Annotated in this window: 24 protein-coding genes and 1 pseudogene; 7 read left to right on the top strand and 18 right to left on the bottom strand. The window is 57.5% G+C overall.

Annotated elements, in window-relative coordinates; genetic code table 11:
• Positions 1-7: 7 nt before the first annotated feature.
• Both JN280_RS39965 and JN280_RS39960 read left to right on the top strand, forming a co-directional pair.
• A pseudogene (locus JN280_RS39965) lies at positions 8-286 on the top strand (autoinducer binding domain-containing protein); the annotation flags it as partial.
• A 15-nt stretch (positions 287-301) separates the two neighbouring features.
• Complete coding sequence (locus tag JN280_RS39960) at positions 302-535, top strand: helix-turn-helix domain-containing protein (RefSeq protein WP_274609093.1); 234 nt, start codon at positions 302-304, stop codon at positions 533-535.
• Positions 536-597: 62 nt separating this feature from the next.
• Here the strand turns inward: JN280_RS39960 and JN280_RS09060 are convergent, their stop codons facing one another.
• Positions 598-2,049, bottom strand: a complete 1,452-nt coding sequence (locus tag JN280_RS09060; protein ID WP_202311599.1) for an NAD-dependent succinate-semialdehyde dehydrogenase — start codon at positions 2,047-2,049, stop codon at positions 598-600.
• A 3-nt stretch (positions 2,050-2,052) separates the two neighbouring features.
• Complete coding sequence (gene gabT, locus JN280_RS09055) at positions 2,053-3,342, bottom strand: 4-aminobutyrate--2-oxoglutarate transaminase (protein ID WP_202311597.1); 1,290 nt, start codon at positions 3,340-3,342, stop codon at positions 2,053-2,055.
• A 71-nt stretch (positions 3,343-3,413) separates the two neighbouring features.
• Here gabT and JN280_RS09050 point away from each other — a divergent pair, with 71 nt between their 5' ends.
• Entirely contained in the window at positions 3,414-4,514 is a 1,101-nt protein-coding gene (locus JN280_RS09050; RefSeq protein ID WP_202311596.1) for a LysR substrate-binding domain-containing protein, read from the top strand.
• Positions 4,515-5,193: 679 nt separating this feature from the next.
• Here JN280_RS09050 and JN280_RS09045 read toward each other — a convergent pair.
• The 12 genes from JN280_RS09045 to JN280_RS08990 form a co-directional block, all read right to left on the bottom strand.
• Complete coding sequence (locus JN280_RS09045) at positions 5,194-6,708, bottom strand: amidase (protein WP_202311595.1); 1,515 nt, start codon at positions 6,706-6,708, stop codon at positions 5,194-5,196.
• A 400-nt stretch (positions 6,709-7,108) separates the two neighbouring features.
• Positions 7,109-8,488: an amidase family protein gene (locus JN280_RS09040; RefSeq protein ID WP_210387836.1), complete on the bottom strand. Its 1,380-nt coding sequence runs from the start codon at positions 8,486-8,488 to the stop codon at positions 7,109-7,111.
• 36 nt (positions 8,489-8,524) lie between these two features.
• A complete protein-coding gene (locus JN280_RS09035; RefSeq protein ID WP_202311593.1) occupies positions 8,525-8,902 on the bottom strand; it encodes a nuclear transport factor 2 family protein in 378 nt (125 codons plus the stop codon).
• Between the two features lie 22 nt (positions 8,903-8,924).
• The gene (locus JN280_RS09030; RefSeq protein WP_202311592.1) at positions 8,925-9,431 is read right to left on the bottom strand and encodes a flavin reductase family protein; all 507 of its coding nucleotides are present in this window, start codon (positions 9,429-9,431) and stop codon (positions 8,925-8,927) included.
• Between the two features lie 7 nt (positions 9,432-9,438).
• Positions 9,439-10,155, bottom strand: a complete 717-nt coding sequence (gene ribB / locus JN280_RS09025) for a 3,4-dihydroxy-2-butanone-4-phosphate synthase (RefSeq protein WP_202311591.1) — start codon at positions 10,153-10,155, stop codon at positions 9,439-9,441.
• A 142-nt stretch (positions 10,156-10,297) separates the two neighbouring features.
• Entirely contained in the window at positions 10,298-11,428 is a 1,131-nt protein-coding gene (locus JN280_RS09020) for an acetyl-CoA acetyltransferase (protein WP_202311589.1), read from the bottom strand.
• Complete coding sequence (locus tag JN280_RS40105; RefSeq protein WP_202311587.1) at positions 11,425-11,844, bottom strand: Zn-ribbon domain-containing OB-fold protein; 420 nt, start codon at positions 11,842-11,844, stop codon at positions 11,425-11,427. Before JN280_RS40105 ends, JN280_RS09020 begins: the two co-directional genes overlap by 4 nt.
• Positions 11,841-13,406: a class I adenylate-forming enzyme family protein gene (locus tag JN280_RS09010; RefSeq protein WP_202311585.1), complete on the bottom strand. Its 1,566-nt coding sequence runs from the start codon at positions 13,404-13,406 to the stop codon at positions 11,841-11,843. Before JN280_RS09010 ends, JN280_RS40105 begins: the two co-directional genes overlap by 4 nt.
• A 16-nt stretch (positions 13,407-13,422) precedes the next feature.
• Entirely contained in the window at positions 13,423-14,556 is a 1,134-nt protein-coding gene (locus JN280_RS09005) for an LLM class flavin-dependent oxidoreductase (RefSeq protein ID WP_202311583.1), read from the bottom strand.
• A gap of 411 nt (positions 14,557-14,967) precedes the next feature.
• Complete coding sequence (locus tag JN280_RS09000) at positions 14,968-16,029, bottom strand: polyamine ABC transporter substrate-binding protein (protein ID WP_202311581.1); 1,062 nt, start codon at positions 16,027-16,029, stop codon at positions 14,968-14,970.
• A 69-nt stretch (positions 16,030-16,098) separates the two neighbouring features.
• Entirely contained in the window at positions 16,099-16,896 is a 798-nt protein-coding gene (locus JN280_RS08995) for an ABC transporter permease (protein ID WP_202311579.1), read from the bottom strand.
• Positions 16,893-17,771, bottom strand: a complete 879-nt coding sequence (locus JN280_RS08990) for an ABC transporter permease (protein WP_202311577.1) — start codon at positions 17,769-17,771, stop codon at positions 16,893-16,895. The genes JN280_RS08995 and JN280_RS08990 overlap by 4 nt, the downstream gene beginning before the upstream one ends.
• A gap of 45 nt (positions 17,772-17,816) precedes the next feature.
• Here JN280_RS08990 and JN280_RS08985 point away from each other — a divergent pair, with 45 nt between their 5' ends.
• The 4 genes from JN280_RS08985 (at position 17,817) to JN280_RS08970 (ending at position 21,244) form a co-directional block, all read left to right on the top strand.
• On the top strand, positions 17,817-18,956 hold the full coding sequence (locus tag JN280_RS08985) for an ABC transporter ATP-binding protein (RefSeq protein ID WP_202311575.1): 1,140 nt from the start codon (positions 17,817-17,819) through the stop codon (positions 18,954-18,956).
• The gene (locus JN280_RS08980; RefSeq protein WP_244743123.1) at positions 18,901-19,326 is read left to right on the top strand and encodes a tyrosine-type recombinase/integrase; all 426 of its coding nucleotides are present in this window, start codon (positions 18,901-18,903) and stop codon (positions 19,324-19,326) included. The genes JN280_RS08985 and JN280_RS08980 overlap by 56 nt, the downstream gene beginning before the upstream one ends.
• Positions 19,320-20,234 carry a tyrosine-type recombinase/integrase gene (locus JN280_RS08975; protein ID WP_202311573.1) on the top strand — a complete coding sequence of 305 codons (915 nt, stop codon included), beginning with the start codon at positions 19,320-19,322 and terminating at the stop codon, positions 20,232-20,234. The genes JN280_RS08980 and JN280_RS08975 overlap by 7 nt, the downstream gene beginning before the upstream one ends.
• A gap of 104 nt (positions 20,235-20,338) precedes the next feature.
• Positions 20,339-21,244 (top strand): tyrosine-type recombinase/integrase, encoded by a 906-nt coding sequence (locus tag JN280_RS08970; protein WP_446720817.1) that lies wholly within the window; start codon positions 20,339-20,341, stop codon positions 21,242-21,244.
• Positions 21,245-21,373: 129 nt separating this feature from the next.
• On the opposite strand, the gene tnpA is transcribed toward JN280_RS08970, so the two are convergent.
• The 4 genes from tnpA to JN280_RS08950 all read right to left on the bottom strand — a co-directional run bounded on the left by tnpA (position 21,374) and on the right by JN280_RS08950 (position 25,521).
• Complete coding sequence (gene tnpA, locus JN280_RS08965) at positions 21,374-21,808, bottom strand: IS66-like element accessory protein TnpA (protein ID WP_202311571.1); 435 nt, start codon at positions 21,806-21,808, stop codon at positions 21,374-21,376.
• A 157-nt stretch (positions 21,809-21,965) separates the two neighbouring features.
• On the bottom strand, positions 21,966-22,724 hold the full coding sequence (locus JN280_RS08960) for an ABC transporter ATP-binding protein (RefSeq protein WP_202311569.1): 759 nt from the start codon (positions 22,722-22,724) through the stop codon (positions 21,966-21,968).
• On the bottom strand, positions 22,721-24,490 hold the full coding sequence (locus JN280_RS08955; RefSeq protein WP_202311567.1) for a branched-chain amino acid ABC transporter ATP-binding protein/permease: 1,770 nt from the start codon (positions 24,488-24,490) through the stop codon (positions 22,721-22,723). Before JN280_RS08955 ends, JN280_RS08960 begins: the two co-directional genes overlap by 4 nt.
• The gene (locus JN280_RS08950) at positions 24,487-25,521 is read right to left on the bottom strand and encodes a branched-chain amino acid ABC transporter permease (protein WP_202311565.1); all 1,035 of its coding nucleotides are present in this window, start codon (positions 25,519-25,521) and stop codon (positions 24,487-24,489) included. The genes JN280_RS08955 and JN280_RS08950 overlap by 4 nt, the downstream gene beginning before the upstream one ends.
• Positions 25,522-25,538: the final 17 nt, after the last annotated feature.

Below are 25,538 nucleotides of genomic sequence, written 5' to 3'. Positions count from 1 at the left end.
GCACTACCAGGCCCAACGCTTCGTGGAGATCGATCCGACCATCCAGATCGGCATGCGCCGCCTCCTACCGATCGATTGGGGGACCTTCGACCGGACCGACGCAAAGGTGAGCCGCCTTTTCGGTGAATCTAGAGAGTTCGGCCTCGGCCGCCACGGCGTTTCGATTCCCGTGCATGGTCGGCAGGGCGAGAGAGCCTTGGTTTCGATCACAAGCGACGCCAGAGACGGCGACTGGCGGAAACTTCACCAGTACTACATGCGCGACTTCCAGGTTCTGGCCCTCCATCTCCACCACACAATCGTGCGGCTCGAGGGTCGCACTATAGACTTGACGCCCCTTTCGCCGCGCGAACGGGAATGCCTACGCTGGGTCGCCGAGGGGAAAACAGCTTGGGAGACCTCGGTAATCTTGGGTCTGTCGGTGAGCACTGTGCGTTGCTATCTCGAGAGCGCCCGCCACAAGCTTGGTGCAACGTGTAACACTCACGCGGTTGCTAAAGCCATCAAGGCGGACCTCCTAGCGAGCATTCCGTAGTCAGGTAGTGATCCGCGCCTTGATGCCAGTTCACGTAAGTTGCACTGCCGGGAGGCTTCGTCCTAGGTGTCCAGCCCGCCAATGCAGCCATACTTCAGCTCGGTAAATTCCAGAATGCCGTGACGCGAGCCCTCGCGCGAGTTGCCGCTCTCCTTGATCCCACCGAAAGGGGCGAGTTCGGTCGACATTAGGCCAGTATTGACACCTACCATCCCATACTCGAGGCGTTCGAGAACGCGAAACACACGTCCGACATCCCGCGTGTAGAAGTAGGCCGCCAGACCGCTATCGGTGTCGTTCGCAGCAGTCATCACTTCGTCCTCTGTGTCGAACGCGAACACCGCCGCTACCGGGCCGAAAGTCTCTTCGCGCGCAATCGTCATGCTCGAGGTGGCGCCGGTCAGCAGTGTTGGCTCGTAGAAGGTGCCGCCCAGAGCATGGCGCTTTCCGCCGGTGATTAGCACGGCGCCTTTCCCGGTCGCGTCGGCCACGTGGCTTTCGACCTTGGCGACGGCCTTCTCCGTGATCAGCGGCCCTTGAAGCACACCGTCAACGAAACCATCGCCAACTGGGAGAGCACGTACCTTCTGGGCAAGTTGTTCAACGAAGGCATCGTGAACCAGACGCTGGACATAGAAGCGGTTCGTGCAAACGCAGGTCTGCCCGGTGTTGCGGTACTTGGACGCGATGGCACCCTCGACGGCAGCATCAAGGTGGGCATCCTCGAAGACGATGAACGGAGCATTGCCGCCGAGCTCGAGCGCCACCTTCTTCACCGTTGTCGACGCCTGTGCCATGAGAAGCTTGCCCACAGGGGTAGATCCGGTGAAGCCAATCAGGCGCACCTTGGGATGGCTGGTCAGCACCCCTCCGATGGCGATGGCGTCTCCCGTCACCACGTTCAAGCTCCCGGCTGGGAAACCGGCGCGTTGCGCCAACGCGGCAAGCGCGAGCGCTGTCAGCGGTGTCTCGGGCGCGGGTTTTACAACGACCGTACATCCGGCAGCTAGCGCTGGTGCGATCTTGCGGGTAATCATTGCCGCCGGGAAATTCCAGGGCGTGATCGCTGCAACGACGCCGATCGGCTGGCGCAACACCACCGTTCGTGCATCGCTTCGATGCGAGGGCAGTACCTCGCCGGCGACGCGCTTGGCCTCCTCGGCATAGAATTGCACGTAAGATGCAGCGTAGTCGATCTCTCCGAGCGCTTCGGCGAAGGGCTTCCCTTGCTCGCTGGTGAGGATTGTTGCCAGATCCGTGCGGTTGTTGACGATCAGGTCAAACCAACGCTGCAGGACGCCGCTGCGGTGCTTGGCCGTCAGCGCGGCCCAGGGGTGGAAGGCATCGGCTGCGGCGGCGACAGCTGCTTCTGCTTCCTGCGCACCGAAGTTGGGTACAGAAGCGAGTTCTTCTCCGGTCGACGGATTGGTCACGGCGAGCACCGGCACGCCGACAAAGGTACCATTGATGAAGGCTTGCTGCTTGAGCAGCGTCGAATCGTCAAGCGGACGCATGTGTTAGGCTCCTTCCTCGAGCGCAGATTTCAGAGCTTCCTCGAGCAGATCGAGCCCTTCATCGAGAAGTTGGTCGCTGATGGTGAGGGGGTTGAGCAGGCGAATCGTGTTGCTGTGGACGCCGCAGGACAGGAGGATTAGTCCCCCCTCGAGTGCGGCCTGGGTTACGCGCCTGGTTGCCGCAGCGTCCGGCGCGTCGCTTCCGACGGTGGCAACGATGTCGAACGCGATCATGGCGCCAGGACCGCGGATCGCAGTGATGGGGACAGTATCATTGCGCTTGGCAATCTTTTCGATTCTCGTTCTCATCTGCTGCCCAATGGCATTGGCGCGATCTACCAATCGCTCCTCGGCGATTACGTCCAGCACAGCGAGTGCGGCTGCGCAAGCGACGGGGTTTCCCGCATAGGTGCCGCCGAGCCCGCCTGGCTCAGCGGCGTCCATGATGCTTGCGCGCCCGATTACGCCGGAGAGCGGAAAGCCACCCGCAAGCGACTTCGCCACTGTAAGAAGGTCCGGCTCGATGCCCGAATGCTCGATACCGAACATCTTGCCGGTGCGGGCGAATCCGGTCTGGATCTCATCGGCAACAAGTACGATGCCGTGCTCGTCGCAGATGGTGCGCAGCCGTTCGAGCAATTCCTGCGGGGCGGGATGAAATCCGCCTTCGCCCTGCACCGGCTCGATGATGATTGCTGCCACGTTCTCGGGTCCGATGTCAGCTCGAAACACAAAGTCTAATGCCTTTAGAGAATCGGCGACGGTGGTGCCGTGCTGCGGCACGGGAAAGGGCAGATGAAATACATTGGGCAGGCCGATGCCGAACTGGGTCTTGTAGGGCGCCACCTTACCCGTGAGCGCCATCGTCAGGGTCGTCCGGCCGTGGAAGCCACCGGTGAAGGCGATGATGCCGGCGCGTCCGGTCGCTGCGCGGGCGATCTTGATCGCGTTCTCGACTGCCTCTGCGCCGGTCGAGAACAAAATCGCCTTCGCGTCCTTGAAGGGTGCGAGAGCGACTAGGCGCTCGCAAACCTCGACATAGGGCTCATAGGGCAGGATCTGGAAGGACGTATGCGTATAGGCGTCGAGCTGCCTCTTGACCGCTTCGATTACCTTTGGGTGCCGGTGGCCAGTATTGAGCACAGCGATACCACCTGCGAAGTCGATGTAGCGCTTGCCATCTATGTCCCAGAGTTCCGAACCTTCGGCACGAGCAACGAATTTGGGATATGCGGTCGCGATGCCCCGCGGGACGGCAGATGTACGACGCTGCTGCAGTTCTGTGTTGGACATGGCGGAGCTCATTCCGACGGGGGGAGATCGAGCGTTACGAATAGCTCCGCAGAAGTGACTTCAGGTATGAGATGAACTATGGCACAGTGGTGCATCTGATGCACCGCCTCGTTGCCCTTGAAATGACGAACGTTACTCCTCGCGCCAAACCGCGCGCCGTCCGTTTTGACCCCGACCGTCCCCTTTCCGGCCGGCTGCCTCCGCTGATCATGCTGCGCGCCTTCGAGGCGACTGCGCGGACCGGCAGTATGCGCAAGGCTGCCAGCGACATAGGCATCAGCCACACCGTAATCAGCCGACACGTGCGCAGTCTCGAACTCTGGATTGGCTGGAAGCTGCTGACCGCGGGTCCGCGGGGCGTTGATTTGACGCAGGAGGGCCAGTCGCTCTATGCCACCACTTCAGTCGCCTTCCAGTCGATCGCGAACATATCGGCGCAGCTCCGAGCCAAGGCTGGCGCGGACGAACTGCATATCTGGTGCTATCCGGGCCTCGCCACGCGCTGGCTAATTCCCCGCCTTGATGAGGTACGGAGCGTGGTCTCATCGGGCGAGGTGCTCTTGCGGGCGACCGACCAGATGCCCGATTTCGCGCGCGGCGAGGCCGACGTCATGATCGGATTTGGCGAGTTCGGCCACCTTCCGGACGGCGCCGTGCCGATCCTTGAGCCCCGTATGTTCCCAGTCGTGAGCGCCAAGTGGCTGGACAGACATGAGATGCCTGCCTCGATAGACGAACTGGCGTGCTTGCCGCTTATCCATGAGGAATCCTATGCACAATGGGCAAGCTGGCTCATGCGGGCAGGCGCAACGCTCGATCATCCTCTAAAGGGACCACGCCTTTGGGACGCCAATCTCGGCTTCGATGCTGCGCTCGCAGGACAGGGTGTCGCCCTGACGAGCAATCTTATGGTAGCGGATGAGATCGAACAGGGTTCGCTCGTCGAACTGTTCAAGACCGACATCCGCGTGGGCGGATATTTTCTTGTTACACCTGCGAATGCATTGGACGAGCGCGTCGGTCGGTTCAAAGAATGGATCGCGTGTTCGCTCAACGCGCATGAATTTGCGAGGAATCCGGCATATCAGCTAAGGCGCAAGTCAAACGCCCTACCTGCGCAAAACGTTGGCTCTCTGTCACCGAGAAAATCGAACACAATACGTACAGAATGACCTTGTGGCCGAACTCGATCGCGCGGATCGTTGGTTTGAGCGCAAGGTCGCACCCGTGACGGCATGCGCAGTAGGGCTAGCGAAAAAGATCATCGCATTCGGTGCGTGGTGCTTCAGGCCAAGCCTCGCTCGATGAGGGCGCGCGCGGTCGTAAGAATTGCTTCTCTGGCGGGAATAAGCGGACGCCCTGCGAGGTTTATCTCACTGTTTCGGCGCAGATCCGCGAAATCTTACGAGCAAACCGATCCGATCGAACCGCTCTCGCTCAAGGGAGAGCCAATCTCAAAGCCACCGACAGCAAGCCGAACATCCCGGTCGCTACCGAGAGGCCAGTACCTCGATCGCGAAAGACGGTCGTTGCGAACTGGCGACATGGCTATAGACTGTAGCCACCGACGATTTGATTGGAGTGGGTCATGGAGCCTCTTTGGGTGCTTTACTTGGACAATGACGATTCCGACGGTCAACGCGCGAGCACCACACGCGGCAGTAATGCCTCCACGTCCGCCGAACGCCATTCCTATGTGTGGCGATGCCGTGCACTGCTCCTGCGCGTAAAGTTCCTACTCAAACGCTCGTTATCTCGTAGGATCAGTTCGTGAGTCATGCCAAGGAGCAATGTGACCCATTGCCAGTAGCAAGGCGGGCATGATCGCAGGTTCTGTTAAGCGTTTCTTGTTTACAGAACAACCGGTTCAATCGACAGTTCCATTCTTTCGGCGCGAATGAAGTTCGTCGCGTCGTCGTTGCTTTTGGCAAATCTGGCTCGCGAGTCGTCTGTGATTGGCACGGGCGAGCTCATTTTTCCAATGGACTGCTCGGACTTCAGCAAGCTTTCAAGTACGGGTCGATGGCGGCGGGCGGAGGTTGCCTTCTCAAAGGCTTCACCGACACGCAAGACCAGGTCGTCCTCGTAGCACCGGCCAACGATCTGGATTGCCAACGGCAGACCTGCCCTCGAGAAGCCGCTAAACACCGACAAAGCTGGCTGGCCAGTAATGTTGAAAGGCCGCTGATAATTGACTGAAAAAGCGAGCGTGGCGTCTCGTTCCAAGATTGGGGCGTCACTCGGACAAGATGGGGTTAGTAGAATATCGACGTCGCGCATAATGATCTCAACGTCATGAATCAGCTTTGCCCGCCGTCTGAGCGCATTGATGTAGTCGTGTGCGGAAACCTCGTCGCCGCCCTCTAAACGCGCTGTAACGAGTGCGCTGAACCTCTGTGGATCCTCACACAAACGCTGGCGATAGAAGGCGAGTGCTTCCGGCCGCCAGATGAGATTGGCCAAATGTAGAAATTCTTGAAGCGAGGGTAGGCGGATCTCCGCTATTTTCGCACCGAGGCTACGGAAGACTTTCACACCGGCATCAAAACAAGCTCGCACCTCGTCGTCGGGTAGGAGGTCTTCATCGTAGAAATTGCGCACTAGCCCAATGCGGACACCGTTCAGCTTTGTCCCGTTCGTCAGAGCGACCTTCCTCTTTATGCGCGCGTCACTCGCGATCGCATCGAGAAGCAAACGGCAGTCTTCGCTTGACCAAGCCAACGGGCCGCAATGATCCATCGTGAATGAGATTGGGAGAGTGCCTCGCCTGCTTACTGCTTCATAAGTAGGCTTGAAACCGGCAACTCCACACAAGGCTGCTGGTTGCCGGATAGAGCTTCCTGTGTCGGTGCCAACAGCGCCTGGAAAGAAGCAGGCGGCAACCCCCGCCGCGGGACCGCTCGAAGATGCTCCAGGGTCTCGCGTGATGTCCCATGGGTTCCGAACAGGTGGGTGGAGCACATCATGCACATCGCCGAGCGCAAGTTCCATTGTGGTCGCCTTGCCGATGATTATCGTGCCAGCTTTTCGCAACGCCGCAGTTACGTCAGAATCAGACATGGCAATATGGTCCGAAAAAGCACGGCAATTGCCCGCGGTTCGGAAGCCCTTTACGTCGAACACATCTTTAAGACCTATCGGCACTCCATGGAGCGGACCGCGCCATTGGCCCGCGGTGATTTCTCTCTCTGCTTGCAGGGCTTCACCAACGGCACTTTCTTCAAGGAGCTCAGCGTAAACATTCAGTACTCTGTCATATTTCTTTGCGCGAGACATAAAGCTTTGCAGCACGTCCCGTGGAGAGATTTCTTTCGACTTCAAGTTGAACGATAGCTGAGCGATCGTCATCTCGTGGATAGCTTCCATTGGCAACTCGTTCACTAAAGAGGAAGTGCTCGATGTAATTCTAGGTCTCTACGTCGTAGTGCCGTCTGTCTCATTGATGCGAATGGGAACGGATCTATATTCCCTATTGACGGGTGGGTTCTTACGCGTAATTGTTGGCACTTGATTAAAGCATCTATGGCCGCACCTGCTGCCAAGGATCTCCTGCGAATTTCAGCGCTGTATTGTTGAATGCCCGCAATGGTATAGATCAAGGTTTTTATCACTGCGTCGGCGCGCCTACTTGTAGGCCGCAATCCAGCGGAAACGCTTCCCGCTACTAATTAGTGCTCCATTTCGCGCGCATAGACTACACACGAAATTCGCTGTGACGCGTTAGTATGTGAACACGGGTTGATCCGACGGCATTCGTCGGCGGAACCTATTCTATATGGGGCGAAGGAGCGAAGGACTTCTTTTCTAGGAAGTATGCAGCCTTCAAAATCCCAAGGTCATCAAATCGCTTTCCCACGATTTGAACGCCAATCGGTTTACCCTCTGTATCGGCTCCCAATGGCAACGAAATCGCGGGTTGTTCGGTAAAGTTGAATAGGCATGTGGTGGACCACAGCGAGAATGGACTTTGCCCTTCCGGAGCAAATCGCTCAGCTGCAAAAGCTGTGTCGGCTGTACTAGGCAAGATGATGAAATCTGCCTCCCCAGCGAGTTTGTACGCGCGATCACGCAATCGCTGAATGGCGTTCCAGCTCTCCTGATACTGAACTGCAGAATATTCACGCCCGGGCTTGGTCCAGGAATAGATGAAGGGCGATAGTTTTTGTTGCTCCTCAGGGACCTTGAGGAGTTCGGCTACACATCTCACCATGTAATGTAGTTCGATGTCGGCCATATCCTGCGCATCAAACGGAGGGGCTGCTGTGCGCTCGACGCTTGCGCCCGCTGCACGGAAGAAGCCTTCAGCCTTTACCAATGCCGACTTTACCGCGGGCGAGGTTTTCGCGCCCAGACCCAAATCGTTGATGACTAGAATTCGAAGGGTCGCAGGATCAAACTCTTCCAATTCCTTGGTGAAATCTACGTGGGCTGGCGGCAGGGCAGAAAAATCGCTCCTGTCTGGCCGGGCAAGCACATTGAGCAGGTGAGCCGCGTCGACCACGTTGCGAGCGATCGGACCAGCGACGAGAGCGGGATGATTTGGAAAGTAGTACGGTACCCTTCCTTGAGAAGGTTTGAGCCCGACCAACCCGCAGTAGGAGGCAGGGATCCGTATCGATCCAACAATATCAGTCCCTATCGTAACAGGCTCTATGCCGGCGGCGACGGAGGCCGCTGCGCCCGAAGACGACGCGCCGGTGTTCCACTTTGGATTGCGGGGATTGCGAGTGACACCGAAGCGTGAGCTGACGCCTGAGGCGAGAATGCCGTAGTCGCACATAGTGCTCTTTCCGACGACAATCGACCCAGCTTCGCGCACCCTCGAAACGGTCGGGTGATCGGCTTCTGCCACATGGCCCGGGTCGGCAGCTGATCCTCGGTATGTTACCATACCCTTGGTCGCAAGCGCGTCCTTTACGGTGATCGGGATACCGTCGAGCGGTCCAATTGGAGCGCCCGCTCTCCATCGGCGCTCCGACGCTGCTGCAGCAAGAAGCGCTCCTTCACGATCAACTTCGTATATCGCATTGATGACGGGATTGATCTCATCGATTCGATCAAGGCTATCGCGAACGACCTCGACCGGAGAGAGATCTCCACGTTTGAACATCTCGATCGTTTGTTGCACCGACGACGTGCTCGACATCCTGGTTGACCGCTCTAGACGACTACGAAAGAAACGTCATTCCTGGACCTTCGTCACGCAGTAAATCTTCGCAGCGATCCGCCAGCGATCGTTCTCTTTGACCAGTGTCAAGTAATCAACGAAATAGCGGGGCTGAACTGCACATTCGACTTTGACGAACGCAGTGTTGTCGCTCGATTGGTCGATAGAAACGACGCGCCCATAGCGCGGATATCCTGCATCTTTAGGTGACTTCCTCGACGCGACAAGCTTCACATACGCTTCCAGGTCAAGAACCGTGACCGATCCATCTGATTGTGGAGCAAAGAGGTGACAGTTCGGCATGAACATTGCCTTCGTCGCATCGACATCACCCTCGTGCAGGACTCGGAAGTATTCATCCATGAGGGTTTCGATCCGCTCAAAGTCTTTCATTTAGCGCTCCATCGTCTGCTTGTTAGGCCGCGTGAAGGGGTTCGACGCGATGTAGGGATTTGCGGGCATAGATCAGAGGTGATGCCTCTGGGCGCAACCACACCTCCTCGACCATTCCGAAAAACACCGCATGGGTTTTCGTATTGGCCCAATTGTCTACTTTGCAGCTGAATGCGGCGACCGCTTCTCCAAGGATGGGCATGCCGCTTTCTGAGGTCGACCACGTTCCCGCAGCCCGAAACTGCTCTTCGCTATCTCCTTTGGAAGCGAATGCCGCAACAATCTCAGGCAGGGTATCTGGGATCAAATTGACTGCGAACCTTCTGCTGTCCATGATCACTCCGTACGTCCTGCTTGTACGGTTCGTGCAAATTAGCAAAGACGGTGGATCCACGGTCAGCGACGACACAGCCGTCGCCGCCATGCCTGCTCGACGTCCATCTACTGACGACGTGATTAGTGTCACGGTTGCAGCTAGCAACTGCATCCCAGTTTTGAACATATCTTCTTTTGTCGTCATCGCTACCATGTCACTCTCACTGCTTTTCCGCGTGATAGACGCCCTTTGCATGAATAAAGTGATCGAGCAGGGTTGAGCGGAACTCGCTCGTCAATCGGAATTCGACGAGATCCGCGATAGTACCGATACGGAGACCATGCTCGCGCCCGAACGCTATCAGGTCGGGTAACCGCGCCATTTCCCCATCATCACGCATGATCTCACAGATGATGCCAGCATCGATGCGTCCAGAAAGCGAAGACAGATCTACCGCTGCTTCTGTGTGGCCGGCGCGCTCCAGAACGCCTCCCGGCCGCGCCACCAACGGGAAAAGGTGTCCCGGCATAACCACATCCTCGACAGTCGTCGTCGGAGAACAAAGTACACCTGCGGTCGCTGCACGGTCCGCGGCTGAAATCCCTGTCGATACTCCACGCTTTGCATCCACAGAAACGGTGAACGCCGTTTTCCGAGGATCCGTATTATTCGAGATCATCGGAGCTAGTCCGAAACGGTCCGCACGATCCGCATTTATCGCCATGCAGATCAGGCCCCGGCCATAGCGTGCCATAAAGTTAATGGCTTCCGAGGTGGCAGCTGATGCTGAGATGATCAGATCGCCTTCATTTTCGCGATCCGCGCTATCCACCATAATGACCATGCGCCCATCGTGGATATCTCGCAGGATTTCTTCGGTCGGACTGATTGCCTCGTCTAGACTGTATCGTGTCCGGCTGGTTGTGACGCAACTCATTCGGACGTCTCCTGTCCGAATGATAGCACTGCCGGAGCAGTCCCCTGCTTACTGGACGGAAATCCCCAATCTTCCGACAGACAACGCTGTTGACCTATCATTTTGAGTTTCCTGGGGGATGGAGCGCAGAGGGGCGTCATGATCATGAGCCGAGGATCAGTGTAGCCTGATGAGACAGCGTCCCACCATTGCCATGGGCAATCGCCGTTTTGGCGTTTTCGATTTGCCTGGCGCCCGCGTCGCCACGGAGCTGAACGACCGCCTCGATGATGCACAGCAATCCGTACATGCCCGGATGCGTAAAACAGAGTCCGCCACCATTCGTGTTTACGGGAAGCTTGCCGCCTGGAGAGATAACTCCGTCCGCGACCAGTTGCGCGGCGCCGCCTTTGGAACAGAAGCCCAGATCTTCCAAGAACAGCAGAACGTTCAGCGTGAAGGCGTCATAGAGCTGGACAACATCAATGTCTTCAGGGCCCAGACCTGCCATTTCATATGCACGGCTGGAAGATTCCGTAGCGGCCGTAGTTGTCAAATCTGGCATCTGCGTAATTTCTCGATGCCAATGCGCGGCACCAGCTCCGAGCAGATAGATTGGCTTGCGACGCATATTTCCTGCGAGTTCGGCGCGCGATAGAACAAGAGCTGCGCCCCCATCGCTCACAAGACAGCAATCGAACTTACAGAATGGTGTCGCGATCATTCTGCTTGCCAGATACTCCTCCATTGACAACGGAGCCCGCAGTTCGGCTTCGGGATTTAGAGCCGCCCACTGGCGGGCGGCGATATGAACGCGCCCAAGATCCTCTCGCGAGAGGTTGAACTCGTGCATGTATCTTGACGCTGCCAAAGCGTACCCGCTGAGGGGGACGAGAGGCTCAAACGGCGATTCTGTCAGCGGTGTTTCAGCAAGACCATTGAGATTGCGGCTCGATCGAGCGTCGGAACCGTAGAGGATTAGCACATGATTACAGAGACCGGCACCAATAGCAGCGGCGGCATGGATCACGTGGTTCATAAAGGACGAACCACCGACCATATCCGCGTTGCTCCACCGAGGCTTGATGCCAAGTTGCTCGGCTGCAGTAAGCGTCGGGAAAAAATGATAGAAGGTCGAGGCGCAAATGCCATCGACATCGCTCAATTTCAGGCCCGCATCATCCACGGCCCTCAGCGCTGCGGCTTGCATCAACTCCGGTGGGTTCCAGCCTGGCGCGCTTCCAAGGCCAAAAGTGCCGATGCCCGTGATTGCGACGTTCTTCGCGATTGTCATGACTTGGTAGCCGCGGATACGGGTTCGAACAATACGGCCGCCTGAGTGCCTCCCTTTAGGGGACCAAAGTCAGGGATTTCGATCCGAGCTCTCACCTTCATGCCAATGTGTAGGCGCGAAGGGTCCGCTCCAACCACTCGTGTCATGACGCGTGGACCCTCTTCCAGCTGTACGAGGCTGATGTTGTAGTCCCCTCCTCGTTCTGGCTTGCGGCTTACGATGGTAAACGCGTAGATTTCGCCATAGCCTGACGCTTCTTCCCACTCCAGATCATCATTTCCGGTGCCCGGCGCTCTCACTCGAGGCGGAAAGCAATAGGCGCCGCTCGATCTGCTCCGCTGCAACAGAAATCGCCCCTCGTTCAAAGCTAAATGAAATGCCGCGGTCGGGCCTGGCTTGCCCTCGGTCGAGGTCATGGGGCTGCCACTTCGACAGGAGATTCAGCGGCGACACATCGATCGATGATCTCTCGCTTCTGGATTTTCCCCGTCGGCCCCTTGGGAAGCTTGTCCCAGATATGAACCTGCTTGGGAATTTTGAAGTTCGCGATCTTCCCGCGGCAATACTCGCGGATCTCATCGGAATCGGTTGCGCCACCGGGCGATAGTGAAATGACTGCAACGATACGGTCGCCCCATTTCGGGTCCGGCACACCAAAAACAGCTACCTCGGAGACCGCAGGATGCTCGGCAATGCAGTTTTCAATCTCAGTCGGGAATATATTGTACCCACCGGACTTGATGCGGAACTTGGCTCGGTCCTTCATGTAGATGAAGCCATCATCGTCCCGAACGGCGATATCCCCGGTGTGGAGCCAGCCGTCCCTAACTGTTTCCGCGTAGTTCAGGTTCTGGTTCCAGTAAGCAGGGATGACATACTCCGTTTTGATGAGGAGCTCGCCCTCTGCGCCATTCGGAACGTCATTGCCCTCTTCGTCGACGATTTTGACGTCCACGTAGAAGAGTGGTCTCCCTGCCGACTCCAGACACTTGTGACCACTCGTGAGACCGGCTTCATGCTCTGAAGCGGTCATCATCATCGCCATGCCCATCAACTCGGTGGTGCCATACATTTGCAGGAACCTGCATCCGAACGCCTTCATCGCTTCACGGACGGTAGATGGCGGCAATGGCGCGGAACCATATCCAAGTTGGCGAATCGAGCTGCAGTTGAAATTGGGAATCAGACCTGAAGAGAGGAGGTCCGTCAGCATCGTCGGAACGAGCACGGTGATTGAGCACCGCTCCTGTTCGATGAGTTTCAATGCGCGCTCGGCATTCCAATCCCCCAGGATGGCGCACTTGGAGCCGTGAAACACGTTTCGGAGCATATGCATGATCGGAATGCCTGACGCCGGCATGGCATGGAACCAAACGTCGTCAGGAATAGCTCCCTCGCAGAGAGCGATGGCCGCCATCGACTCCATCATCTTGATGTGCGGATAGATGGCGCCTTTTGGCAGCCCTGTTGAGCCCGTCGTATAGCAGATCATCAGATTCGAATGCGGTGTTTGTGGCAGTGGGCCCTTGCTCTCCCCCTGCTGTACCAGCGCTTCGTAGCCTTGATCCAATGTGTGATCGCCATTCATCCCGACCAATTTGACTGGGCGGGATACCTTTTCGAGTGCTGGTATAATCGTCTCAACCAGCGAAGCCTGTATGAAGAGAACGTCGATACCCGCGTCGGCGACGAGCGCAGCGAGCTCAGGGCCAGCAAGTCGGTAATTCAACCCGACTCTAATAGCTCCGATCTTCGCACAAGAGATAATCGTTTCAGCGACCTCGATAGCATCTTTCGAGATCACGCCCACACGATCGCCCGAGCGAATTCCTAGCCCCTTCAGCGCCCAACCAAGGGCATCTGTGCGTTGATGAATTTCGTTCCAGGTTCTACGTCTGCTTAACTCAACATATGCGTCGCTGCTCCCCCGGCTGCGCGCTGCGTTTTCCACCAGCTTGCCTAGTGTCATCTCAGACATTTCAGATGCTCATCTACTAATTGTTGACCCTGCGGATGACGCCTTCGGAGAACTCAATCAACGCTTCCTGTTCCAGATCGTCACCAAAGAAGCCGACATGGTGCCATAGGAAGATTTCATCGATCTTGTAACGTTCCGCCAGCTCCATCACGCTGTCCAACGTTTCCTGACGAGACCCGCCGAAAATTCGTCCCATCGGTACATGATAGGGAGGCGCGTCGTAGGCATAGGACCAGATTTCTTGGAACATTGATTGATACCGCGACGCCTTCTCTGGTGTTTTGCCCATCAGAAGGTGGGCTCCCAACGCAAGCACGTCGTTGTTGGTGACTGCCGTCCGTCCTGCTTCACGGGCCGCCTCAAGGCAGTTCTCAAGTATGAGCGGCATAAATTCTTCTTTGTCCGCAGTGACGAATGATACCATCTTCGCCCCCTCGGCAGCCCAGAAACGTGCCGTTTCCATGGAGTAACTGAAAGGTGCATATACGGGCGGATGTGGCGTCTGGAGCGGGCGTGGAACGATACCGCCTCTTTTCAGAATATTGTTGGCGTCGACTGCACCCTCACCGCCCCAATCGCGCGTGGGATTAAATGTCCACTCCACTTCCTGTGGCATGTTCCAGAATTCGCCCTTGATCGACGTAAGATCGTCAGTCCACAACGACTTCACCAATCTCCAGTTCTCGTAGAGTGCACGGCGATTTCGTTGATCAGCTTCGGATTTATCAGATTCGGCCGACGTCAGACCCAGATGCTGGCCCATCGTCGCTGTCCACCGGGGTGTGTTGCCTCTCGAAAATCCTGCGAACACACGGCCGCCTGTCATATGGTCCAGCATTGCGATGTTCTCGGCGAGAACGATCGGATTCATGGCCGTCAAATTCATGCCCAGCTGCCCGACCAAGAAGTTCTTCGTATGCTGCGCAATGTACATGTTCCAGAACAGCGGGTTCGTGGTACACTCGATCCCTTCCACCTGCATATGATGCTCGGTGAGGCAAAAGCCCTCGTAACCGAGCTCCTCTGCGAGCACCATTTGATCGCGGAGCTTATGCATCATGACCTGGAACCGCTCCGGATCCCTACCCGCAAGCTGAATGTTCTCCCCATACTGGCGGGCAAACGGAATCGCTAGAATTTTGAAACGCACGGAACACCTCTTCGGGCGAGTATCAAATGTCGCCCATATTCCCAGTGGCATACTGGCAAGTCAACAGTTTTGTTGGACGTTCAGCTATTTCTTGCAAAGCGTCTTGCTTTCCGAGATCGATCTCAGTTCGATCAGCCAAGCGATTTGACGTTCTCAAGTTGGTTCGTGCACTCGGCGGCAAATTCCGGAGGTACCGAGCAGCGCTTCTCAAGGATCAGGGACTGGTGCGGTGCTGCAACGGATTTTGTATGAAAATCGGACACATTGTCTCAGCAATCTGCTTAGTAAAACGGCTAATCTCGATTCGCTAAAAAAGCTGCGAGCTTTGAACAACATGTTCAGGGTCTGAGTCTTGCTACAGCGTTGCCGATGTAACGGGCTGCCGACATCGGCAGCCCGTAGCACCTCGCTTTATGATGCGATGAGGTCCATGTAGCGCGGAAGCACGGTTGAGTAGTTTTCCGCGTACCAATTAACATCCATCGGGATCTGCTTGTCCATGTTCTCCGGCGCTGTGGGCACCAACGGACGCAGATCTTCCGGGAGTGCTGCGGCAGCTTCCGGGTTGAGGGGACCGACGAAGGTATGTTTAGCATACTCGATCGCAGGCTCGGGCGCCTGAAGGAATTTGATCAGATCCATGGCAGCTTCGCGGCCGCCCGGGTTGTTCTTCGGAATGACCCAGATTGCCGGCTGAAGGATGGCCTGATCCCAGGACATACTGTAGCGGCCGCCGCTCGTCGTTACGAGATCAGCGGCGCGCGAGTTCCACGTATTGGCCATTACGGCCTCGCCGGAGCGTAGCATTTGGATGGATTCTGCGGCCGATCCCCAGAACAGGCAATGTGACTTGATCTCGGCGATCTTCCTCAGACCACGATCGACATCAAGGGGATAGAGGTTCTCAGGTGTCACGCCATCGGCGAGAAGCGCCCCTTCCAACATCGCAGTTACATCGCCACGCAGCAGTCGGCGTCCGGGAAATTTTTCGACGTTCCAGAAATCCGCCCAGTTGACGGGCTTTTCATCGGGAAATGCAGCGTTGTCATAGACGATGACGTTGCTGTAGGCGTAGCTTCCGACACCATGAGGCAAGGCAAATTCTGGCAACGTCAGCGATTTGGGCACAATGTCGTAGTCGATTTCCTCGAGCAGCCCGGCTCGACCGAGCTCAAGGCATGCCGCCGACGTTGCATCGCAGACATCCCACGACACCTGGCCAGCTTCGACCATGGCGCGGATTTTACCTGCGGTGGGGCCGGAAGGGTCGACAACGACGCTTGTGCCGGTCAGCGCTTTGTAAGGGCCGCTGACAGCAACTTCGATCGCTTCCGTGCCAATTCCGCCCCAGTTGGCGATCACTAGCTCGCCGCTTGCCGCAGCTGCCCCGCGGGGGAGCAGTGACAGCGTATTGGCCGCCGCCGCGCCGAGGAGCACGTGCCGACGATTGATGAGTAGTTCTTTGTTGGACATTCGGTAAACTCCCATTTGTCACATTTCGGTTGCGCTGGTGTTCGGCCTCTTGATGGACCTTGATGGGGTTCAGGCAGATCTGCCTTTTTGAATCTGAAGTACGATCAGGACCACGACAATCGTAAGCAGCGTCAGCGATGCTGAGACCACTGCAATCGATGGGTGGACGTTGTCGCGGAGCCCCTCCCAGATCAGCCGCGAAAGCAGCCGGATCTGGCGATTGGTGATGAACAATAGGATGACGATCTCGTCCCACACATAGACAAACGCGAATAGCAGGCCGGAAATAATTCCAGGGCGAGCAGCGGGAACTACTACATGCCAGATGGCACTCATCTGGTTCGAACCGAGGTTGCGAGCCGCCTGTTCAAGCCGGTTGTCGAAAAGCGAAAGCGATGCTGCGATAGGCGTGAAGGTGTAGGGTAGGGTTTTGATCGTAAAGGCAAAAATTACTCCGATGTAACTGTCCAGCCACCCGAGATCTGCCCAGACCCGGTAGAAGCCGACTGCGCTGACCACAGGCGGGATCATTAGTGGGCATAGAGTCAAGCCGCCCACGATCCAGCTCCAGACGCTGCGAGGGTGACGCCAGCAGGCGATAGCGGCAAGCCCGCCGATAACGGTCGCAAGAACAGCGGAGCAGAAGGCGATCACGAAAGTCTGGCCGATGGCCGACAACCATCTGCTATTGGTGTAGACAGCCTTGTAGTGCTGGAATGAAATGTGCTCCTGAGGGAGCGACAAATAGGTCTGATCGGTTAGCGACGCTGGCACTAGAATGACGAGCGGAAGGAACAGAAAGCCCACAAGGATCCAGGCGCAGAACGAAAGCGACCAGAATCTCCACGAAGAAATGGATGTGGTCACGGCAGGAGCTTTCTCTTGGTATATTGGCCAGCAATCGCAATAAGCAGGACCGAAACCAGCAGCGTAATCGACAGCATGCTGGCCACGCCCCATTGCAGTGTCTCAAGCACCGAGACGCTAATATATTGCGAGACCATGACGACGCGCCCGCCCCCGATGATCGCCGGCGTGACGTAGAAGCCAAGGCTGTATACGAAAACCAGAGTGGCTGTCGCGAGTGTGGCAGGAACAGTGAGCGGAAGAAACACATGGACGAAGGTCGAGAATGGCCCAGCGCCCAGACCGCGGCCTGCAAGCGTCAGTTGCGGCTCGATGTCTTTCATTGCGGCAAAGAGCGGCAGGATGGCGTAGGGCAGCATGTAGTGAACCATGCCGATTGTTACACCGGTTTCAGAATAGAGAAAGCTGATAGGGACATCCGTCAGCCCCAATGCCATCAACGTCGAATTGATCGGACCGTTGTTGCCCATAAGCATTATCCAGGCAAAAGCTCGAGCCAAGGCTGAGACCCAGAACGATACGAGGATGAAAAAGAGCATCATTTTGCGTTGGCGCGCTGAGCAATGCACCAGAACCCATGCGACTAGATAGCCGCCGACGATAGAAAGGGCTGTTGTCAAAACTGATAGTCGAACCGTGCGTGAGAGGATCGACTGGATTGCATCGCTGCTCAGCAGCATGCGGTAGTTCTGAAAGCCGAGTTCTGGTTCGCTCACGCTGAGCCAGAACACCAAGCTCAACGGAAGTAGGAATAGGACGACGACGATCACTACCGCAGGAAGCGAAATGATGGCGGATTCGCGCCAACCGCCTATCGCCGACCATAAGCGCCGGCGAGATACAACTGTCGGGGCGTCGGCGAGCGCAATACCCATGCAGTTCCTTTGTTGACAATGGTCCAGCTGTCAATAAATTGTTGTATGACCAACAAACACCATTGGCAAGGCCTCATGCAGAAACCTTTTTCGATGGCTGCAGGCAATCAGCCGGCAGGCGTCCGTCTCGACAATGTGACCAAAAATTTCGGTGCGATCACCGCGGTTCGGCTTCAGGAGCTTGAGATCCGGCCTGGCGAGTTCCTGACCCTCCTGGGTCCATCGGGCTGCGGCAAGACTACCCTTCTAAAAATCATCGCAGGATTCGAGCGCCCTGACACGGGTACGCTTTCGGTTGACGGGCGCGACATCACCGACCTTGCACCGGAAAAACGCAACTTCGGCATGGTCTTTCAAGGCTACGCTCTATTCCCCCATCTAACGGTCGCGGAAAACATCGGCTTCGCTCTGCGTCGCCGGGGCGTAGCGCGGCAGGAGCGCGATCGGAAAATCGCCGACGCTTTGGCGCTTGTCCGCATGACAGAATTTGGCGACCGGATGCCACGTATGTTGTCCGGCGGACAACAGCAGCGCGTTGCACTCGCTCGCGCCATCGTCTTTTCCCCTGATCTTGTTCTACTCGACGAACCATTGTCCGCGCTGGACGCGGGTCTGCGCGAAGCCCTGCAAGTGGAGCTGAGGGCCCTGCACCATGAAACCGGCATGACTTTCATCTGCGTGACGCACGATCAGCAAGAGGCACTGTCCCTTTCGGACCGCATCGCTGTGTTGAACGGTGGCAAGGTGCTTCAGGTAGCGACGCCAGAGAGCCTCTATAGCCGGCCGGTGTCGGAATTCGTCGCGCGATTTATGGGCGCCCGGAACATTATCCGCATTCGCGTCGAAGCAGTTCGTGACGGTCTGGTCAAGGGCAAGATTGGCGGCTTGTGCATCGTTCACGCTCTGGATAGCGATGAGCACACTGAGGTTGGGCGCGATATAACGCTTGCATTCCGACCCAACGCACTGTCGCTTGGCACGGCCGCCGATCACAATTCGGTCCCTGGACGTGTGGTGGCGCGAAACTATCACGGCTCCGACATCCTTTTCACCGTTGCCACCGAACTCGGCGAACTGTCGGTCACCCAGTCTGTGAGAACACCAGGCGCAACTGCCACTGAGGGTGACAATGTCGCGGTTTCGTGGGCGGACACAGCCGGCGTCACGGTCACGCCGGATTCGTAATAGAGTCCGACGGGAAAAAATCGAAGATGGATGGCCCACGATATTGTCGCCGGGTGCGCGACCACCTGCCACCTGTGAGCAGATTTTTCTGCGAACCGTTGCGCCGTATCGGCCGCTGGCCGGCTCAAGCGTCTCGAGCATCGTCAGCCTCGCGCTTGCGAGAGCGGGCATCGACGATGCTCCTTCCCGAGGCGCCAATCTTCTCCGGCACGCGGCAGCGACCAGCATGCTGCGGGCCGGCGCCACGCTGGACACCATCGGAACCGTGCTTCGCCATCGGTCGGTCGACACGACCGCCCATTACGCGAAGGTCGACATCGACATGTTGCTTCGGATCGCCCAGCCCTGGCCGGGGAGTGCGTCATGCTGAGCCAGAACCTCGCACGCTATGGGGAACTGCAGCATAAGCTGGGCTTCAAGTTCCGCGTCCAGCACACGCTGTTGAAGAGCTTCGTTGCCTTTGCCGAGAGGCTCGGCGATCGGCATATTCAAACTGCGCGTGTGCTTGAATGGGCGACGCTCGCGCCCTCGCCACAGCAGCGCCGCAATCGGCAGCTGACGGTCCGCCGCTTTGCGCTGGCACTGTCGGCCGAGGATCGGCGGAACGAGATTCCGGTCGCCGACGCCTTGGGCCGCGGCCTGTTCGAGCGGCGGATTCCGCACATCTACACGGCAGATGAGATCGCTGTGCTGATGCAGGCAGCCGCCTGCCTCAAGCCGTCGGACTCGATCAGACCGCTGATGTACCAGACCCTGTTCGGCCTGCTGGCCGCCACTGGAATGCGCATTTCCGAGGCTCTCGCGTTGCGCCTCGATGACCTGACCGCCGATGGTCTGGTCATCCGACAAACCAAGTTCCAGAAGAGCCGACTGCTGCCGCTCCACCTCACGACATGGGACGCCTTGGACCGGTACCTGATGACGCGTCGCCGGGTGGGGACCTTGAACAGCGCGCTGTTCGTGTCCACCACAGGCGCGCCGCCGTCCTACTACACCGTGATCGCCATCTTTCTTCGCCTCGCGCGAACGATCGGCCTGCGAGGAGGCCCCGGCCAACCGGGACCCCGCATTCACGATCTGCGGCACACCTTCGCCGTGCGCTCCCTGGAGCAGTGCGGGCACGATCGCGATGCAGTCGGCCGCCATATCGTCGCCCTCAGCACCTATCTCGGCCATGCCCACGTTACCGACACCTACTGGTATCTGCAGGCAACGCCGATCCTGATGGCGCAGATCGCGGCAGCCGGCGAGGCCTTGCACCAAGGAGCCGTCGCATGACCGCGCTGGCTCCGCATCTCGCCGCCTTTCTACGAGAGCACCTGCCGCACGAGCGGCGAGCAAGCCCGCATACCTGCGCGGCTTATGCCTACAGCTTTTAGCTGTTGCTGTGCTTCGCGGCTGCCCGACTGGGGACCACCCCATCCGGCATCGAGATCGAGCAACTCGATCCGCCGCTCCTCCTCGCCTTCCTGGAGCACATCGAGGACGAACGCGGCAACTCGGCGCGCACCCGCAACGCCCGTCTGGCCGCCATCAAAGCCTTCTTCCGCTTCCTCGAGTACCGGCTCCCGTCCTGTCTGGATCAGGCGCGCCGGGTCCAGGCGATCCCCATCAAGAAGGTCGATGAGGCGCTTGTCAGCCATCTCACCCGCGCCGAGATGCAGGTCCTGCTCGATGCGCCGGACCCGCGTCAGGTCTCCGGCATCCGCGATCGGGCGATGCTGCATCTGGCCTTTGCCGCCGGGCTGCGAGTCTCCGAGCTCGTCAGCCTCCGCATCTGCCAGATCGACCGCCAGACGGTCGCCAGCATCCACGTCATGGGCAAAGGACGCCGCGAGCGTGTGCTGCCCTTGTGGAAAGAGACCGCGGCGGCGTTGAAGGCTTGGCTGGCGGTCCGCCCGGACAGCGGCGATGCCGAGCTCTTCCTCAACGCCACAGGACGCGCGATGACCCGCTCCGGATTCGAATATATCCTCGCCAAGCACGTGGCGACCGCGGCGCTGAAGCAACCGTCCGTCGCCGATAAGCGCGTCACTCCGCACGTTTTGCGCCACACCTGCGCTATGCACACCCTCCAGGCGACCCGCGATGTGCGCAAAGTGTCACTCTGGCTCGGTCACGCCAGCCTGCAAAGCACGGAGATCTATCTGCGGGCCGATCCGACCGAGAAGCTCGAGGCGCTTGCCGCGATGGCGCCGCCGTCGCTCAAGCCGGGTCGCTTCCGTGCTCCCGACAAGCTGCTGAACATGCTGAGGTCCATCAGTCGATCGGCAAATTATGTCGAGTGATCGCGTCTCAAACGCCGCAGGCGGCAAGCAACTGCCGCTGCGGACTCCGCATAATTGGGCGCTCCACATAATTGCGGAAGTCTACCGGCTTCGTCGCTACCATCACCTTCACCGCGCCTGTCGGCCCGATCACGACGTTGCCTTCAGCGCACGGATCACCGCCGCAACCGTTCTGGCGTCAGCGCCACGGCCGACCCGCATGGTGACCCCGTCAATTGCCAGTTCGATCACGCCGGCGTCGCGCGCGCCCTTCCGCCTCCGCTGCCTCGCAGGCCGCGTGGCCGCCAACTCCGACTTCGGCTCCGGAACAAACAACGGTTCGGGCGTCGGCATTCCCGTCAATGGCAGACGAGCAGACCGACGCCAGGCAAACAGTTGCTGCGGGGAAAGTCCATACCGCCTAGCCACCGGACTTACGGTCTCGTTGACCTCGTAGCGTTCCGCCACGATCCGCGCCTTCTCCTCCAGTAGCCATTCCCGCCGCCGCCCAGAACCCGTGAATATCTCAAGCCGACGAACCGGCTCCTCGTCCCTGGACTTAAGCGTAAACTCTGAAATCGTCATGTGTCCAAGCCCTCAAAGGCTCCGAACATCGTGACTCACGACCACGCGCGAAAGGTGGCACCGGAACAGCGGTTACAGAACCGGCGATTTACCATCCAGAACAGTCGAACGGCGAAATGCAATGTGTGCTGACCACTCAGAAAGGTCGTGATCTTCGCTATGGCCGAGCAACATTCTGACCATTGCGTTCCAAATGCCCCCGAGTACCGAGATATGCGTCGATTACCCGCTTGTCGCGAGAGAGTTCGTCACTGGGGCCGTCGAGAACGACTTGGCCAAGCTCAAGGACGTAAGCTCTTTCTGACACTGCTAGTGCGCCTCGCGCGTTCTGCTCAACCAGCAAAATAGAGACACCGTCATCCTTGAGATCCGAGATGACGCGAAACATTTCTTCCACAATAAGCGGAGCCAAGCCCAAGCTCGGCTCGTCCATCATTAGCAGACGAGGCTTTGACATCAAAGCTCGACCGATTGCGAGCATCTGACGCTCGCCCCCGGAGAGTGTCCCGGCGAGCTGCCGACGACGCTCCTTTAGGCGAGGAAACCGACCGAACACCTCATCGAGCGAGTTCTCCCGAGACTTTCGTCCGAGCTTTCGGCGGGCAAATGCACCAAGGATGAGATTGTCTTCCACACTCATCGTACCGAACAGTTCACGCTTTTCTGTAATCAAGCATAAACCAGCTTCCAGCCGGGCTTCAGGCGACAAATTGGTAACGTCATTTCCCGCAAACCGGACACTTCCTTTCGCTGGAAGGAGGCCCATCAATGCATTCAGCATCGTCGTCTTTCCAGCGCCGTTAGGTCCAACCACGGAAGCGATGAGTCCCTGCTCTACAATGAGGGAAATACCATGCAGCGCTGACACCGCACCGTAGCCGGCACTTAGTGCATTTGCTTCAAGAAGTGGCGTCATGCTGCGCTCACTCCGAGGTAAGCCTCTATCACTCTACTGTCCGACTGCACGTCGACGGGCGATCCCTCTGTAATCTTGTGCCCGAAATTCATGACAACGATTCGATCGCACAATGTCATGACGAACTCCATGTCGTGTTCGACTAACAACACGCTGACGCCGGAGGCTCGTAATTCCTGGAGTAGCGAACTAAGTTCTGCTTTCTCCTTGTATCTCAATCCGGCAGCTGGTTCATCCAGCAGAATAATGTCGGGATCTGCGCATAGGGCGCGTGCAATTTCCAAGACGCGCTGTTGCCCCAGTGACAAACTGGACGCCGGCGCATCAAGCACGTGGCCAAGGCCAACTCGAGCCAACTGTCGTTGCCCTTCGTTGCGTAAGCGCGCCTCCTCACGATACGAAAGCCCTAACGCGGCAGAGATCGAACTGCCATGACTACGGATATGCGCGCCCAACATCGCATTCTCAAGCACAGTCAGATCGGACACGAGTTTGACATGCTGGAAGCTCCGCGCGACGCCCAGCGCGACGACCTTGCGCGGACTTACCTCTGCAAGCGCTTCCCCGTTTATTACGATTCGACCCTGATCGAACGGAACCAATCCGGTGATGCCGTTGAAAAGCGTACTTTTGCCAGCCCCGTTTGGTCCGATGACCGCAACTATCTCACCGCGCCTGACAAAGAAGCTAACATCAGTCACGGCTTTGAGACCGCTGAATGACTTCGACATTTCCTCAGCAGCGAGGACAATGTCTCCACTTGCCAATTCGGAGCGCGCGCGACGCGCAAGAGGTTCTTCGTTCCCATCCTCGGGTTTCAGCCGAGCATGCAATCTAAGTCTGGTCAGTAGCGCCCCAACCCCTTTGTCTCGGTTTACTTGAAGCATAAGAATGATAAGTGCGCCGAATACAATAATTTCGGAGTTTCCCGCCTGGCCAATAACGCGTGGCAAGAACTCTTGTAGATACTCCTTTAGAACGGTGATAATACTCGCGCCAAGCAATGCTCCCCAAACCTGCCCCGCGCCACCTACGACCGCCATGAAGAGATACTCTATCCCCATGTGCAGGCTGAATGGCGACGGATTGAGAAAGCGCAACATATGCGTGTAGAGCCAACCTGACACGCTTGCGAGCGCCGCCGCATACAGGAAAACGAAAAGTCGGTTGCGCGCAGTATCGATCCCGAAACTCTCCGCGGTGTCGCGCGATTCCTTCCCAGCTCGAAGCGCCCGCCCGATACGCGAGTTCAACATGTTTGACGCGAGCAGCATCGATGCAAGAACAATCACCCAAATTAGGAGGTAGAACTCGCGGCTATGGGCAATCTCCCAAGGTCCCAAGTACACCGCCGGAATGTTGGACATCCCAGTATGTCCACCAAGATATTCGAGATTGCCGAAGATGTAGTAGACGCTTAGGCCCCAAGCAATTGTTCCAAGCGGGAGGTAGTGCCCCGAAAGCCGTAAGGTAATACTGCCGAGTATTCCGGCTGCAACCAACGTAATCGCCAAGCCCACAACTAAGCCAAGCCAAGGCGATAGCCCGAAACTAGCCGAAATGATCGCTGTTGTGTAAGCGCTCAGTCCGACGAATGCCGCCTGACCAAAGGATGTCACACCTGAAACCCCCGTCAGGAGAACAATCCCGAGGGTAACAAGCGTATAGAGCCCCACGTAGTTGAGTACCGTCACATAGTAGTCCGGCAGCAATGCCGCACCGATAGCCAAGCCGGTAGCCACGGTGCAAAATGCAAGCAGGTTCATTCGTCGCCCTCTAAACTAGCGGATTTCAGCGAGCGCAGGAGAAGAACGGGAACGATCATGGCAAACACGATTACTTCGCGGTATGCACTGGCCCAGAATGAGGCAAACGCCTCGACAATTCCCACGAAGACGGCCCCGAGCAGCGCGATCGGATAGCTTATCAGTCCGCCAATTATTGCCGCGACGAAGCCCTTGAGGGCGATGACGAATCCAGTGTCGTAGTGGACGGTCGTTATTGGCGACATCAGAATGCCGCAAAGGACTCCGGTCCCGGCAGCCAACGCGAAGCTTATGGTGCCTGCTGCCTCTGGACGGATTCCAACAATGCGCGCTCCCACGCGATTGACGGCGGTCGCGCGTAGCGCTTTTCCATAAAGCGTCATTGAAAGAGCAAGGGCGAACCCTAACATTAGGGCGACGCTCACGATCACGACAACGATGCTCTGCCCGCTAACAAACATCGGACCGACCTGAAATACCGCTGAACTCAACGGTACGGTTCGGAAACCTTCGGGACCGAAGATCAGCAGACCAATTCCAACGAGCACCAAATGGGCCGCGACTGCAGCAACCAGCAGTACCAAAATTGATGTATCGGCGAGAGGTTGAAAGACGACTCGATAGACCATTGGTCCCAGCGGAACGACTATACAGAAAGTGGTGAAAATTTGCTCCCCGAGACTCATGTTCGCCAGCGTTATGGACTTAAGGACGAGCAAAAGTAGAGGTGGATAAAAAAGGAACAAGAGAAGCTTAGACCACGACGGTCTTTGCGTAGCCCTGAATGCACCGGCAACTTCATATGCAGCAGCGAGGAAGCCAAAGACCAGGACTACATAAATCGTCGCGGGGAAAAGGCCTTGCTGTAGCAAGGCCAGGGTTAAAGCCCCGTAGGTGACGAATTCACCCTGTGGAAGACAAATGACTCTGGTGACGCTGAAAACAAGAATCAGCGACAACGCGAGAAGTGCATAAATCGCAGCATTGATTGTGCCGTCCTGGAGCAAGAACAGTGCGATGTCGAAGTTCATATGCGCTTCGTCCGGTT

Origin of the sequence: Mesorhizobium sp. L-8-10, assembly GCF_016756635.1 — a bacterium.
GTDB lineage: Bacteria > Pseudomonadota > Alphaproteobacteria > Rhizobiales > Rhizobiaceae.
This window is presented reverse-complemented; position numbering and strand designations above follow the sequence as displayed.